Origin of the sequence: Halopseudomonas sp. Lyrl_26, assembly GCF_051948695.1 — a bacterium.
Classification (GTDB): Bacteria; Pseudomonadota; Gammaproteobacteria; order Pseudomonadales; family Pseudomonadaceae; genus Halopseudomonas; species Halopseudomonas formosensis.
The window spans coordinates 617,012-633,612 of record NZ_JAYJLH010000001.1; the positions used below are offsets into that span (position 1 = coordinate 617,012).

General features: G+C 61.2%; 15 protein-coding genes. 11 read left to right on the forward strand and 4 right to left on the reverse strand.

All coding sequences use genetic code 11. The features are described 5' to 3' along the window. The first annotated feature begins 131 nt into the window (after positions 1-131). From VF673_RS03015 to VF673_RS03030, 4 genes are all read left to right on the forward strand, one after another. Positions 132-1,838, forward strand: a complete 1,707-nt coding sequence (locus VF673_RS03015) for an autotransporter assembly complex protein TamA (RefSeq protein WP_440290815.1) — start codon at positions 132-134, stop codon at positions 1,836-1,838. Continuing rightward, the gene (locus VF673_RS03020; RefSeq protein ID WP_440290816.1) at positions 1,835-5,554 is read left to right on the forward strand and encodes a translocation/assembly module TamB domain-containing protein; all 3,720 of its coding nucleotides are present in this window, start codon (positions 1,835-1,837) and stop codon (positions 5,552-5,554) included. Before VF673_RS03015 ends, VF673_RS03020 begins: the two co-directional genes overlap by 4 nt. Positions 5,555-5,582: 28 nt before the next feature. Beyond that, entirely contained in the window at positions 5,583-6,083 is a 501-nt protein-coding gene (gene tpx, locus VF673_RS03025; protein WP_440290817.1) for a thiol peroxidase, read from the forward strand. 277 nt (positions 6,084-6,360) lie between these two features. Continuing rightward, positions 6,361-6,783 (forward strand): group II truncated hemoglobin, encoded by a 423-nt coding sequence (locus VF673_RS03030; RefSeq protein ID WP_440290818.1) that lies wholly within the window; start codon positions 6,361-6,363, stop codon positions 6,781-6,783. Positions 6,784-6,908: 125 nt separating this feature from the next. Here VF673_RS03030 and VF673_RS03035 read toward each other — a convergent pair whose 3' ends face one another. Further along, a complete protein-coding gene (locus tag VF673_RS03035) occupies positions 6,909-7,124 on the reverse strand; it encodes a dodecin (RefSeq protein WP_440290819.1) in 216 nt (71 codons plus the stop codon). Between the two features lie 300 nt (positions 7,125-7,424). Beyond that, entirely contained in the window at positions 7,425-7,796 is a 372-nt protein-coding gene (locus tag VF673_RS03040) for a PilZ domain-containing protein (RefSeq protein ID WP_440290820.1), read from the reverse strand. 170 nt (positions 7,797-7,966) lie between these two features. Between VF673_RS03040 and VF673_RS03045 the strand changes: the two genes are divergently transcribed. Beyond that, positions 7,967-8,464: a copper chaperone PCu(A)C gene (locus VF673_RS03045; protein WP_440290821.1), complete on the forward strand. Its 498-nt coding sequence runs from the start codon at positions 7,967-7,969 to the stop codon at positions 8,462-8,464. An 18-nt stretch (positions 8,465-8,482) separates the two neighbouring features. On the opposite strand, the gene gorA is transcribed toward VF673_RS03045, so the two are convergent. Further along, on the reverse strand, positions 8,483-9,847 hold the full coding sequence (gene gorA, locus VF673_RS03050) for a glutathione-disulfide reductase (protein ID WP_440290822.1): 1,365 nt from the start codon (positions 9,845-9,847) through the stop codon (positions 8,483-8,485). Between the two features lie 141 nt (positions 9,848-9,988). Here gorA and VF673_RS03055 point away from each other — a divergent pair, with 141 nt between their 5' ends. Further along, positions 9,989-11,128, forward strand: a complete 1,140-nt coding sequence (locus VF673_RS03055; RefSeq protein ID WP_440290823.1) for a diguanylate cyclase — start codon at positions 9,989-9,991, stop codon at positions 11,126-11,128. Positions 11,129-11,136: 8 nt separating this feature from the next. Here the strand turns inward: VF673_RS03055 and VF673_RS03060 are convergent, their stop codons facing one another. Continuing rightward, positions 11,137-11,580, reverse strand: a complete 444-nt coding sequence (locus tag VF673_RS03060; protein WP_273125056.1) for a hemerythrin domain-containing protein — start codon at positions 11,578-11,580, stop codon at positions 11,137-11,139. A gap of 215 nt (positions 11,581-11,795) precedes the next feature. On the opposite strand from VF673_RS03060, the gene VF673_RS03065 reads away from it, so the two are divergent. From VF673_RS03065 to nuoF, 5 genes are read left to right on the forward strand one after another with little or no spacing between them, the layout of a single operon-like run. Then, the gene (locus tag VF673_RS03065) at positions 11,796-12,209 is read left to right on the forward strand and encodes an NADH-quinone oxidoreductase subunit A (RefSeq protein ID WP_090539917.1); all 414 of its coding nucleotides are present in this window, start codon (positions 11,796-11,798) and stop codon (positions 12,207-12,209) included. Positions 12,210-12,219: 10 nt separating this feature from the next. Continuing rightward, entirely contained in the window at positions 12,220-12,897 is a 678-nt protein-coding gene (locus tag VF673_RS03070) for an NADH-quinone oxidoreductase subunit B (RefSeq protein WP_320332008.1), read from the forward strand. 60 nt (positions 12,898-12,957) lie between these two features. Further along, positions 12,958-14,742, forward strand: a complete 1,785-nt coding sequence (gene nuoC, locus VF673_RS03075) for an NADH-quinone oxidoreductase subunit C/D (protein ID WP_440290824.1) — start codon at positions 12,958-12,960, stop codon at positions 14,740-14,742. A gap of 2 nt (positions 14,743-14,744) precedes the next feature. After that, positions 14,745-15,239, forward strand: a complete 495-nt coding sequence (gene nuoE, locus VF673_RS03080; protein WP_090539914.1) for an NADH-quinone oxidoreductase subunit NuoE — start codon at positions 14,745-14,747, stop codon at positions 15,237-15,239. Continuing rightward, positions 15,236-16,588, forward strand: coding sequence for an NADH-quinone oxidoreductase subunit NuoF (gene nuoF / locus VF673_RS03085; protein WP_440290825.1), 1,353 nt, complete (start codon positions 15,236-15,238; stop codon positions 16,586-16,588). Before nuoE ends, nuoF begins: the two co-directional genes overlap by 4 nt. Positions 16,589-16,601: the final 13 nt, after the last annotated feature.

The window sequence follows — 16,601 nt, forward strand, 5'->3', positions numbered from 1 at the left end:
AAAAGACGCGGAAAGGGCAAATAGGGGATCGGCCCTTCAGATTATGCATGGTAGCATTCCCGCAAGCGTCGTTGATGTGTTCCCGGCCATGGCCACCATCGACCTGCTGCCACCCTTGATCGGATTGAATCATGGCCCGTTTACTTGCACTGCTGGTACTACTGTTTTTTACCGCCGGGATCAGGGCGGAGCTGGAAGTAGTGATACAGCCGCGCAATGACGCTGCAAAGCAGAACATAGAAGCCTACATCGGCCCCATTTCGGCAGACAGCCGACAGGCCATGTGGCGCATGGCGCGGGCCAGTCGGGAGCAGGCGCTCAGTGCATTGCAGGCCCTGGGGTACTACCACGCACGGGTTCGCCCTCGGGTGACAGGTACCGATGCCAAACCGGTGCTGCGTCTGGATGTGTCGTTGCAGGAGCCGGTTCGACTGGATGAGGTGACTCTGGAGGTAAGCGGCGAGGGTGCGGAGGAGGACTTCTTCCGGCTACCACGCAGTCGCCACCTGCGTCCCGGTGCGCAACTCCATCACGGCCATTACGAAGACACCAAATCCCTGCTGGAAAACCAAGCGCTGCGCTACGGTTATTTTTCCGGGCGCTTTCTGGAAAACCGCATGCTGATCGATGTCGAGCAGCGCATGGCAGATATCATCCTGCGCTATGACACCGGCCCTCGCTTTCACCTGGGTGCGGTCAGCTTTTCCGACACACCCTTCGACGAAGAGCTGTTGCAGCGTATGGTGCCGTTCCAACCCGGGGTGCCCTACGATGCCGACCTCATTGCCAAACTCAACCGGGAGTTGCTGGCCAGCGGCTATTTCGATGCGGTGCAGGTATCGGCGCCCGCCAGCGAGGCCCAGGATCTGCAGATACCGGTGCAGGTCACCCTGAACGCCCGCAAACGCCATTCGCTGGGTTTCGGCGGGGGCTTTTCCACCGACGTGGGCCCCCGTGCGCGGGCCGAATGGACACAGCATTGGCTCAATTCCCGTGGCCACAGCCGGGGAGCGGAGATGGAGCTGTCGCGGCCCCGGCAGAAAGTGTCCAGTTGGTATCAGATTCCGCTGACACCACCGCAATCCAGTCATCTGCGATTCTTTACCGGCTGGCAGCGAGAGAATATCGATAACACCGACAGTCAGAGCATGGTGCTGGGGGCAGTGCATCAACGGCGACTGGCCAGTGGCTGGGACCGCAGCATAGGGCTGCGTCTGGAGCAGGAACGCTACTCCCTGGGTGCGGATTCGGGGCGCAGTACTCTGCTGATTCCCAGCCTGGGCTTCCAGCGCACAGTCAGCGACAACACGATAGATCCTTCCAGAGGTTACAGCCTGCTGATGGACTTGCAGGGTGCCAAGGCGGGGGTGCTTTCGGATATCGATTTCATCCGACTCCACCTGGGTGCCCGGGGACTGTATACGTTGCATGAACGGCATCGGTTCCTGGGGCGTCTGCAGGCTGGGGGCATCGCCAGCAACGGATTCGCCAGTGTGCCGGCATCGCTGCGTTTCTTCGCCGGTGGTGACCAGAGCGTGCGTGGCTATGACTACCGGACGCTGTCGCCGACTGACGAGACTGGGGAAAGGGTTGGTGGCCGCTTCATGCTCGCCGGCAGCATCGAATACCAATACGAATTCATCCCCAAATGGCGCGCCGCGACCTTTGTGGACCGTGGTAACGCCGTGGACAGCTGGACCGACCCGATGAAAACCAGCGCGGGCGTCGGCATTCGCTGGGTATCGCCGGTAGGGCCGATCCGTCTGGATCTGGCCCAGTCGATCAGCGACCCGGATGAGGGCTTTCGCATTCACTTTTCCATGGGGGCTGAGTTGTGAGTCGGTTTCTGCTCAGGGCCCTGTTGCGTGGCCTGCTGATATTGCTTGTCCTGTGCGTATTGCTGCTCACCATGCTTGCGGGGCTGTTGGGAAGCGAAGCGGGCAACCGCTGGCTGCTGCAGCAGGCAGAACGACTGGAACCGCGTCTCCAGCTGGAGTTCGAAGGAGGGCGGCTGTGGCAGGGCTGGGCTTTTTCGCGGATTCTCTGGCATGACCAGACCCTGCGGGTGGAAGTGGAGCAGGCCCAACTGAACTGGTCACCGGGGTGTCTCGGAGGCAGGCGGCTGTGTATCGATCTGCTGGCCGCCGAGCGCGTTCAGATATTCACCGAGCCCGATGACAGTGAGGACCAGCCCCGTCGGGACATCGATCTGCCCGATATCCGGCTGCCGCTGGGTATTCACCTGCATGAGGCGCGCCTCGGCAGGCTGGAACTCAATGGCGCGCCGGCGATGCTGCAGGATGTGCAGCTGCAGGCACAGGCCAGCGGCGATAACCTGCACATCACTCGCTTCAGTGGTCAGGGTATGGACATGGCCTGGCAACTGGATGGGGACGTACGCATGAGCGGGGATTGGCCACTGCTGATTCTCGCTGATATTCAACTGCCTCCGATCGATGGTCGCCCCTGGGCGCTACAGACTCGGCTGGGAGGCAGTGCCGCAAATCTCGAACTGGAATCGCGCAGCAGCGGGTATCTGGACGGTCAACTTACCGCCCAGGTGCAGCCCCTGCGCGCGGAGCTGCCGCTGCAGGCACGCTGGCGGGGGAATGCCTTCCTCGCAACGCAGTCGCTTCCGGAAACCCTGACCCTGCATCATCTCCAACTGGACCTGGAGGGTGATCTGGACCAGGGCATCGGGGTGGCCGCGCGCAGCCGGCTGGAGGGCGAGGGCGGTGATGTGGATCTGCAGCTGAGTGGGCAGCTCACCACCAGCGAGTTCAGTGGCGTTGAGCTGCAACTGAACGTGGCAGACGAACCTGCCCGCCTGCTGCACCTCAACGGCCGGTTCGGCTGGGAAGACCAGCTGAGCGCCGATGCCGAGCTGCAGATGCTGCAGTTTCCCTGGCAATGGCTGTATCCGCAGTCGCTCGGCGACCTGCAGGTGAACCAGCTTAATGCCCAGGCGCATCTGCGGGGTGAGCGTATCGAGTCCAATCTGCAGGCCGGGCTCAGTGGGGCCGGCGGCCAGACTGCGGATTTGAGCCTTTCCCTGAGTGGTACGGCGCGCCAGCTCGATATCAATCCACTGACGCTGACCACCTCGGGCGGCAGCCTCACAGGCGCAGCCAGTGTTGGAATGGAAGAGGCGATAACCTGGCAGGCTGACCTGCACCTGGACGGATTGAACCCGCAGTTGTTCGTCAGCCAGTTGCCAGGCTCCCTGAGCGGCCCTGTCACCAGTACAGGTCGCTTGCACAACGGACAACTCGAGCTGGACGCGAACTGGAATATCGGCGGCACCCTGCGGCGCCAGCCCTTGAGCCTGCAGGGTGCGGTGGGCGCCAGAGATGAACAGTGGCAGTTGCGCGAGCTGAATCTGCAGCAGGGTGAGAATCGGATCAGCGGAGCCGGGCAGTGGGGGCAGACGGTGTCCGGTGCGCTGGACCTGCAGCTGCCCGCCCTGCATACCCTGTGGCCTGGCCTTGGAGGACATCTCGCCGGCCGGATTCAGGCATCCGGAGCGGCAGCGTCGCCGAAAATCAGCATGGACATCAAGGGGCAGCGTCTGGCCTTCGATGCCTTTGCAATGGCCAACGTTGATCTGGCCGGTACGGTCACCCTCGACGAGCAGTTGCCCGGCAGTCTGAACCTGACAGCGGCGCGCCTGCGTAACGGCGATACCCGCCTGGGGGATCTGAGTCTCTCGATCGATGGAAACAAGGCCTCTCACCATCTGGCAGCAGACCTCCAGGGCGGTGTGCTGGAGCTGGATGTCAGGCTGTCGGGCCGGCTCGGTGGCGACGCCTGGCGCGGGTCCCTGGCAAGCGGCAATATAGCCGTTGATGACATGCTCTGGCAGTTGCAGGATCCGGCGAGCATCGCCTATCGGATGCATGATGGGGATCTGCGCCTTGGCGCCCATTGCTGGGCCCATCTGGACAGTCAACTATGCTTCAGCGGCGAGCAGCAGCTGCTACCCAACAGGCAGCTGAACCTGCAGCTGGAGAATTTCCCGCTGGCTTCCCTGCATCCCTGGTTACCCGAGGATTTCGACTGGCAGGGCAGGCTGGATGCGGCAGCTCGATTGCAGCAGCGCAGCGGCGCAGCACCGGTCGGCACGGTACACCTGAGCAGCCATCAGGGTGAGATCCGCGTCAGCAATCCGGATCAGGAGTTGCAGCTGCCCTATGACACCCTGGAGTTCACCGCCGAATTGGACCAACGCCGGGCTGAAACGCGCCTGCAGCTGCTCAGCAGCGGGCTCGGCAACCTGAACGTCCAGGCCAGTATCAGCGACCCCGGCGGTGCCCAGACGCTCGTCGGTCAATTCATGCTGGACAACGTCCAACTGGATATTTTGCGGCCTTTCCTGCCCCAGGTGGAAACCCTCAGTGGTGACCTGATCGGCAATGGAAGCCTGAGCGGCACGCTGAAGGAGCCGTTGGTGCAGGGCCAGGTACAGCTGCGTGATGGCCAGGTCAGCGGACCGGATCTGCCGGTCAGTTTCGAGCAGCTGGAAATGCTTGTCGCCATTACCGGTCAGCAGGCGTCCATCGATGGCCGCTGGAACAGCGGAGCGGGGCAGGGCAGGCTTGCCGGGACTGCCGCCTGGGCCCCGGCTATGCATGTGGACCTCAAACTGTATGGCGAGAATCTTCCCATTCGCGTGGCTCCCTATGCCGACCTGCTGACCAGTCCGGACCTGCACATCGGACTACAGGACAACAATCTCAATATCACCGGCGACATCGCGGTACCTGAAGGGGAAATCACAGTGCGAGAACTGCCGCCGGCGGCGGTTCGCGTATCTCCGGATGCGGAAATCGTTGGCGCCGAACCCGAAATGGAGCAGGACGCACCGCTGGGCATCACCGCCAATGTCCGCCTGCTGGTCGGCGATCAGCTGCACTTCAGCGGTTTCGGCCTTACCGGGCGGCTCAGCGGGCTGCTGCAGGTCCGGGAGAACCTGACGGCCACGGGCGATCTGAATATTCTGGATGGACGCTTCCGAGGTTATGGCCAGCGACTGGAGCTGCGCCGTGCGCAGATCCTGTTTGCCGGTCCGCTGAGCAAGCCCTATCTGGACATCGAAGCAATACGCCGAGTCGATGATGTCATCGCCGGACTGCGCCTGACCGGACAAGCCGAGGCGCCTGTGTCTGAAGTGTTCTCCGAACCCGCCATGGCCCAGGAACAGGCGCTGGCCTATCTGATCCTCGGACGGCCGCTTGGTGCCGATACCGGGGACAGCAACCTGCTTGGACAGGCTGCCCTGGCGCTCGGGATGGCAGGCAGCACGCCGATCGCCAAGAACATCGCCAGCTCACTGGGCATCGATGACTTTCAGCTGGATACAGAGGGAAGCGGCCTGACCACCAGCGTGGTTGCCACCGGTTATATCACCGAAAAACTGAGTTTGCGCTACGGAGTTGGCGTTTTTGAACAGGCAAATCGGCTGGCACTGCGTTACGATCTGACCAAACGATTATATCTGGAAGCCGTGGGTGGCCTGGCCAGCTCACTGGACTTCTTCTACCGCATCGATTTCTGATGCACTTGCGAGCTATAGGAGCTAGAGAATGGCAACTGTTACACTGCGCGGTAATCCGATCAGTATCGGTGGCACTTTCCCCTCGGTTGGCGATCAGGCACCTGCCTTCAGCCTGGTACGCCAGGACCTGTCGGATGCCAGCCTGTCGTCCTTCGCCGGCAAGCGCAAGATCCTGAACATCTTCCCCAGCGTCGATACGCCCACCTGTGCCACCTCCGTACGTACCTTCAACAGCAAGGCCAGCAATCTGCCCAATACCGTAGTTCTGTGCATTTCTGCTGACCTGCCTTTTGCTCAGGCCCGTTTCTGCGCTGCAGAAGGCCTGGAGAACGTGATCAACCTGTCCACACTGCGCGGCAGCGAGTTCATCCGCAACTACGGCGTCGCCATCGAAAACGGCCCCATGGCCGGCCTGACTGCTCGTGCGGTGGTAGTGCTGGACGAGAACGACAAGGTACTGCACAGCGAGCTGGTACCCGAAATCGGCAACGAGCCCGACTACGACAAGGCGCTCGCAGCCCTCAGCTGATTGCTTGAACCGAGGGGACAGTGACGTTCCCTCGGTGTGCAAAATTGATAAAGGATGGAAGCAGATATGGCGAGGCAGCGCGTTTGCAGTAGACGCAGCCGACCAGCACGGCGTAATTGTAACAAGCACATCAGTTCGCATAAGGTATATTATGTTAAATGCTGCATTGCAACGTTTACGGGCTGTTGCCCCGGCTCCGGATATGCTGCCCCATTGACCGCTGTCCGATACCAGCTATATCGTCCATCACCTTCCCGCTCCTCCTGAGGATCTGCATATGACCACCGATGCACGGCCGATCTACGGCACGCAAGACGCTTCCTATCAGGCTGCTGGAGGCATCGAAGGTATTCGCAGACTGGTGGACGACTTCTACGACATCATGGACAGCTGGGAACCCGCCCGGACCATAAGGCGAATGCACGCCGAAGATCTGACCGTGGCGCGGGACAAGCTTGCCTGCTTTCTGAGTGGATGGCTTGGCGGGCCCAAGCTGTTTCAGGAGCGCTACGGCTCCATCAGCATTCCCATGTTCCACACCAGCTGGCCCATCGGTGAGACCGAGCGCGATGCCTGGCTGGGTTGCATGGCCCAAGCCATCGAGCGTCAGCCCTACAGCCCGGATTTCAAGGATTACCTGCTGCGCCAGTTGCGCGTGCCCGCCGAGCGTATCGTGAAGGTGCAACAGCCTGCTGGCTGATGCGGGTGCTGAGGCTGTGGCTCTGTCCCGGAAAGACAGTTCCACCCTACTCCACTCCTCCGGATGCCTGAGTTCAGTACCTTGCCACCCGTGGCGCCAACCTGCTCGCCACGGGCGCGTCCGGTTCAGCTACTTTCTATGCGGAAACCGACCTTCAACACCACCTGGTAATGGCCGACTTTGCCGTCGACGATATGGCCCCGGGTTTCCATCACTTCGAACCACTCGATATTCTTGACGCTCTTGCTGCACTCGCCGATGGCGTTGTTGATCGCGTCCTCGATGCTGGTCGGCGATGAACCTACCAGTTCAAGCTTCTTGTAGGTGCGATGATCTGACATATCTAGCTCCTCTTTTGCCTGTCCTGAGTATGGCAAAGGATTCGGGCAGTGGTTCAGATATCCTCGCGGGGCTGGCATGTCGGCCTGGGCGCCGGGCGGACGTCAGAGGGACGGCCCGATGCCGGGCTGGCGTTCTGGCGATGGCGATCAAGCGCCTGGAGGCTATGCCAGGCGCGGCACAAAGATTGTGGTGTTCCCGCCATCAGGGTGATGCTGCTCATGATCCGGACTCCTCAGTCTGTGAACGCTTGGAGTATCGACCCGGCCATGAAATCTGTCAATGAGAATGATTATTGTTTTCTAGCGACTGGACACCATGCGCTCTATGCATTGCCGGGACTCGTCTGGCAGGTAGGTGAACTGCAGTCCAGTCCAGAACTGCTGGCCGCCGATGCTCTCGCGATTCCATCGGCTTTCCGCATCCAGGGTGAATTCGCTGACACCGTCAAGGGTCATCGGCAGGTTGACCTGCAGAGCCCAGGCCCGGTTCAGCTCGATGGGTTTCTCGCTCAACAACATCAGACCTTCGGCGTGCAGATCAACCACACGGCCAAGTAGCTGTCCGCTGTCGAGATCATATACTTCAAGGCTGCTGCTCACGTGATGGCGCTCCAGTTTTCGTCTATCCCGCATGATGTGCTTCGTCTCGTATATGACTCGATTGTGGACCATTTGTATGGTGGCGATAAGCTATATCCCTCTTCTTTAAGCGGGCTTTTCTCGAGTTTGTGATCGAGTTCAATTACAGCTGCGGTTGCGCCCTGTTCACCTCCTGTCCCATACTCGGTCCGCCTGTACGGGTTGCCCGGCCAGCGTCCTGCCAAGAACTTCTAGGGGGTCTCATGCGTATATTGGCTTCAACTCTGTTGCTTTTAGGCAGCAGCCTTATCGGAATGGTTCATGCCCACGATTATCAGGCGGGAGACCTCCGGGTGCAGCACCCCTGGTCCCGCCCCCTGCCCCCGGTCTCCCCCACCGGCGCGGCTTACATGGTCATAGAGAACCATGGGCAGCAGCCGGATGCCTTGATCGGGGTCAGCACTCCGATCGCGGGTCACGCCGAGCTGCACGAACATGTCCACCAGGGTGATCTGATGAAGATGCAGCAGATCGAGCGCGTGGAAATCGCACCCGGCGAACGCGTCGAGTTCGTACCCGGCGGCTACCATGTCATGCTGTTCGATCTCCGGCAGCCGTTGACCGCGGACACTGCCTACGCCCTGACCCTGGAGTTCGAGCGCGCCGGAGAGCTGGTGGTGGAGGTGCGTGTCCATGAACAGCCCTCCCCTGCAGCCGACCGCGCTGTTCATGACCACCATGGGCAGGGTCACCACCACTGACGCCGCCGGGCGCCTCGATCAGTCGCGGCGCGAGGGCGTACGCATGGTAACGAACTCCTCCGCCGCCGTCGGATGGATGCCCAGCGTGGCGTCGAACACCGACTTGGTTGCACCTGCCTTGAGGGCTACCGCCAGCCCCTGAATGATCTCGCCGGCGTCGGGGCCGACCATGTGCACGCCCAGCACCCGGTCGCTGGCCTGGTCCACCACCAGCTTCATGAAGCTCTGCTCGGTATTGCCGGCCAGGGTGTTGCGCATCGGACGGAAACGACTTTCGAAGATATCCAGCTTGTAGCCCTGTGCCCGGGCCTGCTCTTCGGTCATCCCCAGGGTGCCGATGTTGGGAATGCAGAACACTGCCGTTGCCAGATCCTCGTAATCTACCGGACGATACTCCTCCGGCCGGTACAGGCGCCGAGCCAGTGCCATGCCTTCAGCCAGTGCCACAGGCGTGAGCTGGATGGTGTCGGTGACATCGCCGATGGCGAAAACCGCCGGATCGGTAGTCTGGTACAACTCATCCACCGCAATGAAGCCTTTCTCATCCAGGGTGACGGCCGTGTTTTCCAGGCCCAGCCCATCAAGCTTGGGGCGCCGCCCGGTTGCATAGAGCACCAGGTCGGTTTCCAGTGTCTCGCCGTTGTGCAGGTGCAGCAGCAGGCTGCCATCAGCCTGCTTGTCGATGCGCTCGACCTGGGCATTGAACTGCAGATCCAGCCCCTTGTTCTGCATGGTGACCACCATATGGTCACGCAGTCCCTGATCGAAACCCCGCAAGAACTGCTCGCCCCGGTACAGCAAACTGGTCTGGCAGCCCAGACCGTTGAATATGCTGGCGAACTCGACAGCGATATACCCCCCGCCGACAACAGCGCAGCGGGCGGGCAGCTGCTCGAGATAGAAAACCTCATTGGAGGTAATGACGTGCTCGCGTCCGGGGAACTCGGGTACGAAGGGCCAGCCTCCGGTCGCCAGCAGTATGCGCTCAGACGTGAAACGCTTGTCACCTACGGCTACCGTGTGCGAGTCGAGCAGACGGGCTCGACCCTGAATCAGGGTGACACCGGCGCCGGTCAGCAGATTGTGATAGATGCCGTTGAGGCGGGTTATCTCGGTATTCTTGTTCTCTACCAGGCGCTGCCAGTTGAAGGATTCCACCTTGAGACCCCAACCATAGCCCCGGGCATCCTCGACGTCCTCGGCGAAATGTGCGGCGTAGGCAAACAACTTCTTGGGCACACAGCCCACGTTGACGCAGGTGCCTCCCAGATAGAGCTCTTCAGCCACGGCCACTCTGGCGCCAAACCCAGCAGCCATGCGACTTGCGCGCACGCCGCCGGAGCCGGCACCGATAACGAAAAGATCAAAATCAAACTCTGACATGCTCGCTGTCCGTTCCGGAATACAAGGGGCCAGCATACCCTATTTGTGCGACCGCTGAGTCAAGGCGGTACGGCAGACTATGCTGAGCCGTCCGACGGATATAGAATTCACCAGATAAGGATATAAGAGCGGGTGTCAGGGATGGCCAGATCAGGTTCTACCCAGGTTCACTGGGTCGTGCGGCTCAACTATCGAAACCGCAGTCTCTCCTTCATGCTGCTGTTCGGTGTCATCGCCCTGCACTGGCTCGATGACCCGCCCGGTCCTCTGCTCTGGGTGCTGCTGGCCATTCAGCTGCTGATCTATCCGCATGTCGCCTATCAGCTGGCCCGGCGAGCCCGTCGCATGCTTCGGGTAGAAACCATCGTCATGCTGCTGGATGCCGGACTCTTTGGCTGCTGGGTGGCAGTGCTCGGGTTTCCACTGTGGATCAGCTTTGCCATGCTCGTCAGCGTGCATATCAATCTGGTGGCCTTTCGCGGCGTGCCGGGGTTGCTCAGCTGTCTGGCTGCAAGCCTGACGGGTGTTCTGGTCGGCATGCTGCTCGCCGATGTGGAACCGCGGCCTGACAGCAGCATGCAGGTCACGCTGGCCTGCATGGTCGCCCTGAGCCTGTACCTGCTGGCGTTCAGTCACAGTGCCCACTTGCGCAGCCTGTCGCTGCGCGATGCCAAGGAACAGCTGCGCAACAGCCAGAGGCAGTTACAGCGCAAGCTGGAGGAGATCAACGCGCTGCAGATCCAGCTCCGTGAGCTGGCCCATCGCGACCCGCTCACCGGGCTCTACAATCGCCGTCATCTGGACGCTCAGCTGCTCGACACTGTGGTGAACCGCAAGGCCGACAGCAATCTCTGCCTGCTGTTGATCGATATCGATCATTTCAAGCGCATCAACGACGAGTTCGGCCATCAGGCCGGGGATCAGGTACTGGCCCGATTGGCGGGACTGCTGACCAGCCACTGTCGCAGCAGCGACATCATCTGCCGCTATGGCGGCGAGGAGTTCGTCGTGCTGATGCCGGAAGTGACGATCGGAGCAGCGGTAGAGCGGGCGGACGCCATCCGTCTGGCCTTTACCGGGCTGAAAATGAGGTTCAACAATCGGGATCTGGCCCCCACGCTCTCCGTGGGTATTGCCGCCTGTCCCCTGCATGCAACTTCCGGAGACAGGCTGTTTGAATGTGCCGATCAGGCCCTGTATCGGGCCAAGGCTGCAGGCCGCAATCGTACCGTACTGTGGTCCGCCGACAGGCTTTCACCGACAGACCCCAGTACCATCTGAGCCCTGCCTCAGCCGGCGTCCAGTAACTGTTCGAATTCACGGTTGTACAGGCCGGCCAGCTCGGTTTTCTGTGCATCACTGAGCAGTTTGCCGGCCATCTGGAAGAAGCGTCGCTCTTCCTCTTCCAGGTGGTGCAGGACCTTGTCCCCGAGTTCTCTGGCGGTGGTCAGCCAGCTCGAGCTGGACATCTCGATCTCATCCAGCTTTTCCAGCAGTTCGTCCATTTCATGGTGCTCGGCAATGGCGTGCCGACTCAGGTCCACACCATTATCGTGGGCCATGAGCGGAATATAGAAATGCCGCTCTTCGGCGGTTTCGTGGGCCAGCAGTTCGTCTTTGAGCCGCTGGTAGCTCTTGCGGCGCTCTTCACTGTCGCCCTTGGTAAGCAATACCGCATCGATGTATTCGCGCTGCCGATCATGGCTGATTCGCAATGCCTCGAAGATGGTCATACGGCTCCTCCAGGTTGGCTGTATCTGGAATACGGACCCGCTTCGCTGCAGCTAGTTCAGCCTAAACACTTTCCAGGAGTGTCGAAAACCCGACACAAAATTGCTGCCCCCTTTCATATGCTGTCCGGCAGGCATACAATACCGGCATTCGCCGCAGGCCGCCTCAGAGTGGCTGCGCATAAAACTTACAAGCCGTTTCTCCAAGGAGTGCCGGCATGCCTGATGTTGCTGTATCTACACTGCCCCATAACTGGGCGCTGGCGGCCTTTCTGCTGGGTGTTCTGGGTCTTTGCGCCTTCATGCTTCTGGTGTCCAGCATACTGGGCAGCCGCGCCTGGGGGCGCAGCAAGAACGAGCCCTTCGAATCGGGCATCGTTTCGACCGGTGACACCCGGTTGCGCTTCTCCGCCAAATTCTATCTGGTCGCGATGCTCTTCGTGATCTTCGATGTCGAAGCCCTGTTCCTCTTCGCATGGGCCGTCTCGGTGCGCGAGAGCGGCTGGGCAGGGTTCATCGGAGCCTCCGTTTTCATTTCAATTCTAGTTGCGGGTCTTGTCTATGAAGCATCCATCGGTGCCCTTGATTGGTCACCGGCGGGCCGGCGCAGGAGGCAAGCGAAGCTAAAATGAGGCTCTTGACATGCAATATGAACTTATTCGGATCGATCCGGATGCCGTCAATGACGAGTATCCCATCGGTACCAGGGAGAGTGTCGACGAACAACTGCTGAAAGACCAGGTTCACCGCAACATCTTCATGGGCAAGCTCGAAGATGTGATCAGTGGTGCGGTGAATTGGGGACGCAAAAATTCACTCTGGCCATACAACTTCGGCCTCTCCTGCTGCTACGTGGAAATGACCACGGCCTTTACAGCACCGCATGACGTTGCCCGTTTCGGTGCGGAGGTCATTCGTGCGTCTCCGCGTCAGGCGGATTTCATGGTCATCGCGGGTACCTGCTTCGTCAAGATGGCTCCAGTCATCCAGCGTCTCTACGAGCAGATGCTCGAACCCAAGTGGGTCATCTCCATGGGCGCCTGCGCCAACTCCGGCGGCATGTATGACATCTATTCCGTCGTTCAGGGCGTGGACAAGTTCCTGCCCGTGGACGTGTACATCCCCGGTTGCCCTCCCCGTCCCGAAGCCTTTCTGCAGGGGCTGATGCTGCTGCAGGAGTCCATCGGCAAGGAGCGTCGCCCCCTGTCCTGGGTCGTCGGAGATCAGGGTATCTATCGGGCAGATATGCCTTCGCAACGCGAGCAGAAGCGTGACCAGCGCATCCAGGTCACCAATCTGCGTACACCCGACGACGTGTGATCGGGCTTTTGTGCCCGCACCGCCGCCGTATTCCACCGTTGACCGATAGCGATACTCATGATGACTGCAGATCAGGCATTGCACATACCTCCCTACAAGGATAATGACCAGAGGGTCATTACCGAGCTCGGCACCCAATTCGGCGCCGATGCCATCAGCGTCCAACCCACCCTGACCGGCGTGCCCGTGATCTGGGTCGCACGCGAGCAGCTGCTGGCAGTGCTGCGCTTCCTGCGCCAGCTGCCCCAGCCCTACGTCATGCTCTATGACCTTCACGGGGTGGACGAGCGGCTGCGCACCCACCGGCAGGGCCTGCCCGCCGATGTGGATTACACGGTCTTCTACCATCTGATGTCACTGGAGCGTAACAGTGACGTGATGATCAAGGTCGGCCTCCGGGAAAATGACCTGCGGGTTCCTTCCGCCGCCTCCATCTGGCCGAATGCCGACTGGTACGAGCGTGAAGTCTGGGACATGTTCGGCATCGAGTTCGAAGGCCACCCGCGACTCAAGCGACTGCTGATGCCGCCGACCTGGCAGGGTCACCCGCTGCGCAAGGATTATCCGGCGCGGGCCACCGAATTCGACCCTTATGCCCTGAACGCGGCCAAGCAGGACCTGGAGCAGGAAGCCCTGCGCTTCCGACCGGAGGACTGGGGCATGAAGCGTGGCGGCGAGCATGAGGATTTCATGTTCCTCAACCTCGGCCCGAACCACCCATCGGCCCACGGCGCCTTCCGCATCATCCTGCAGCTCGACGGGGAAGAGATCGTCGACTGCGTACCGGAGATAGGCTACCACCACCGCGGCGCGGAAAAGATGGGGGAGCGCCAGAGCTGGCACAGCTACATCCCCTATACCGACCGGGTCGACTACCTGGGTGGGGTGATGAACAACCTGCCCTATGTGCTGGCCGTCGAGAAGCTGGCCGGCATCAAGGTGCCGCAGCGGGTCGACGTGATCCGCATCATGATGGCCGAGTTCTTCCGTATCCAGAACCATCTGCTGTTTCTGGGCACCTTCATCCAGGATGTCGGCGCCATGACGCCGGTGTTCTTCACCTTTACCGACCGGCAGCGGGCGTACAAGGTGATCGAGGCCATCACCGGCTTCCGCATGCACCCGGCCTGGTACCGCATCGGCGGCGTGGCCCACGACCTGCCCCGTGGCTGGGACCGGCTGGTTCGCGAGTTCCTCGACTGGATGCCCAAGCGCCTGAACGAATACGAGAAGGCGGCGCTGAAGAACAGTATCCTGATCGGCCGGACCCGCGGCGTGGCGGCCTACAACACCCGTGAAGCGCTGGACTGGGGCGTGACCGGCGCCGGTCTGCGGGCTACCGGCTGCGATTTCGACCTGCGCAAGGCCCGCCCCTATTCCGGCTACGAGAACTTCGAGTTCGAGGTGCCGCTGGCGGCCAATGGCGATGCCTATGACCGCTGCATGGTCAAGATGGGCGAGATGCGCGAAAGCCTGCGTATCATCGAACAATGCCTGAACAACATGCCTGAAGGCCCGTACAAGGCGGATCATCCGCTGACTACGCCGCCACCGAAGGAGCGCACGCTCGAGCATATCGAAACGCTGATCACCCACTTCCTCCAGGTCTCCTGGGGCCCGGTGATGCCGGCCAATGAGTCCCTGCAGATGATCGAGGCGACCAAGGGCATCAACAGCTACTACCTGACCAGCGACGGCAGCACCATGAGCTACCGCACCCGGATCCGGACGCCGAGCTTCCCGCACCTGCAGCAGATCCCCTCGGTGATCCGCGGCAGCATGGTGTCGGACCTGATCGCCTATCTGGGCAGTATCGACTTCGTTATGGCTGACGTGGACCGCTGATCATGAGCAACCTTATCAAGACTGATCGTTTCGTTCTCAGCGATGCCGAACGCGCCGCCATCGAAGAGGAAATGCACCACTACGAGGACCCGCGGGCGGCCTCCATCGAGGCACTGAAGATTGTTCAGCAGGCTCGCGGCTGGGTGCCTGACGGCGCCGCCGATGCCATCGGCGAGATTCTCGGTATCCCTGCCAGCGATGTGGAGGGTGTGGCCACCTTCTACAGCCAGATTTTCCGCCAGCCGGTTGGCCGGCACATCATCCGCGTCTGCGACAGCATGACCTGCTTCATCGGCGGTCACGAGTCGGTTCTGGACGGTATCCGCACTACCCTCGGCATCGAACCGGGGCAGACCACCGCCGACAACCGCTTCACCCTGCTGCCGGTGTGCTGCCTGGGCAACTGCGACAAGGCGCCGGCACTGATGATCGATGACGACACCTTCGGTAACGTGACTGCAGACAGCGTAGCTGCGCTGCTGGAGGACTATCCATGAGAACCCTTTCCTCTTTCGGACCGGCCAACCGCATTACCCGGTCCGAGGAAACCCATCCCATGACCTGGCGCCTTCGCGATGACGGGCAGCCGGTCTGGCTTGAGGAGTACCAGCAGAAGAACGGCTACGCAGCAGCGCGCAAGGCGCTGCTGAACATGGCTTCTGCGGATATTGTCAGTACCGTGAAGGACTCCGGACTCAAGGGCCGGGGGGGCGCCGGTTTCCCCACTGGGGTCAAGTGGAGCCTGATGCCGGCTGACGAGTCCCAGAACATCCGCTATCTGCTGTGCAATGCCGACGAGATGGAGCCCAACACCTGGAAGGATCGTTTGCTGATGGAGCAGCTGCCCCACCTGCTTATCGAAGGCATGCTGATCTCGGCGCGGGCGCTCAAGGCCTACCGGGGTTACATCTTCCTGCGCGGTGAATATGTCGATGCGGCGCGCAATCTGAACCGCGCCATCGACGAAGCCAAGGCCGTGGGCCTGCTGGGCAGGAACATTCTCGGTTCGGGCTTCGACTTCGAGCTCTTCGTGCACACCGGTGCAGGACGTTATATCTGCGGCGAGGAAACCGCCCTTATCAACTCGCTGGAAGGTCGCCGGGCCAATCCCCGTGCCAAGCCGCCCTTCCCCGCCGCAGTGGGTGTGTGGGGCAAGCCGACCTGCGTCAATAACGTGGAAACCCTGTGCAACGTGCCGGCGATCGTCGGCAATGGCGTGGAGTGGTACACCTCGCTCGCCCGCCCGGACAGTGGCGACCATGGCACCAAGCTGATGGGCTTTTCCGGCAAGGTGAAGAATCCCGGCATATGGGAGCTGCCCCTGGGTATCACTGCCCGGGAGCTGTTCGAGGACTACGCCGGCGGCATGCGCGACGGTTACGCCCTCAAGTGCTGGCAGCCGGGCGGTGCAGGCACCGGCTTTCTGCTGCCGGAGCACCTGGAGGCCTCGATGTATTCGGGCGGCATCGCCAAGGTCGGTACGCGGATGGGCACCGGCCTTGCGCTGGCCGTTGACCACACGGTGAACATGGTCTCGCTGCTGCGCAACATGGAAGAATTCTTCGCTCGGGAATCCTGCGGCTGGTGTACTCCCTGCCGGGATGGATTGCCCTGGAGCGTGAAGACTCTTCGCGCCCTGGAGAGTGGCCGGGGCAGTACCGAGGACCTGGAGATCCTGGCGCGCCTGGTGGAGTTTCTCGGGCCGGGCAAGACCTTCTGCGCCCACGCCCCCGGTGCGGTGGAGCCGCTGGGCAGTGCGATCAAGTACTTCCGTGAGGAGTTCGAGGCGGGGATAGATCCGGCAGCGGGCAGAGGACGCCCGAAAGCCGAGTTCGTCCAGGCCTGACAGCATTGAGAGT

Excerpts from the sequence above, each read along its gene's own strand:
- gorA (WP_440290822.1), bottom strand. The coding sequence starts at position 9,847 with ATGTCAGAGTTTGATTTTGATCTTTTCGTTATCGGTGCCGGCTCCGGC.
- nuoC (WP_440290824.1), top strand. The coding sequence starts at position 12,958 with ATGACTGCAGATCAGGCATTGCACATACCTCCCTACAAGGATAATGAC.
- tpx (WP_440290817.1), top strand. The coding sequence starts at position 5,583 with ATGGCAACTGTTACACTGCGCGGTAATCCGATCAGTATCGGTGGCACT.
- VF673_RS03055 (WP_440290823.1), top strand. The coding sequence starts at position 9,989 with ATGGCCAGATCAGGTTCTACCCAGGTTCACTGGGTCGTGCGGCTCAAC.
- VF673_RS03045 (WP_440290821.1), top strand. The coding sequence starts at position 7,967 with ATGCGTATATTGGCTTCAACTCTGTTGCTTTTAGGCAGCAGCCTTATC.
- nuoE (WP_090539914.1), top strand. The coding sequence starts at position 14,745 with ATGAGCAACCTTATCAAGACTGATCGTTTCGTTCTCAGCGATGCCGAA.
- VF673_RS03070 (WP_320332008.1), top strand. The coding sequence starts at position 12,220 with ATGCAATATGAACTTATTCGGATCGATCCGGATGCCGTCAATGACGAG.
- VF673_RS03065 (WP_090539917.1), top strand. The coding sequence starts at position 11,796 with ATGCCTGATGTTGCTGTATCTACACTGCCCCATAACTGGGCGCTGGCG.
- VF673_RS03040 (WP_440290820.1), bottom strand. The coding sequence starts at position 7,796 with ATGGTCCACAATCGAGTCATATACGAGACGAAGCACATCATGCGGGAT.
- nuoF (WP_440290825.1), top strand. The coding sequence starts at position 15,236 with ATGAGAACCCTTTCCTCTTTCGGACCGGCCAACCGCATTACCCGGTCC.
- VF673_RS03035 (WP_440290819.1), bottom strand. The coding sequence starts at position 7,124 with ATGTCAGATCATCGCACCTACAAGAAGCTTGAACTGGTAGGTTCATCG.
- VF673_RS03060 (WP_273125056.1), bottom strand. The coding sequence starts at position 11,580 with ATGACCATCTTCGAGGCATTGCGAATCAGCCATGATCGGCAGCGCGAA.
- VF673_RS03015 (WP_440290815.1), top strand. The coding sequence starts at position 132 with ATGGCCCGTTTACTTGCACTGCTGGTACTACTGTTTTTTACCGCCGGG.
- VF673_RS03030 (WP_440290818.1), top strand. The coding sequence starts at position 6,361 with ATGACCACCGATGCACGGCCGATCTACGGCACGCAAGACGCTTCCTAT.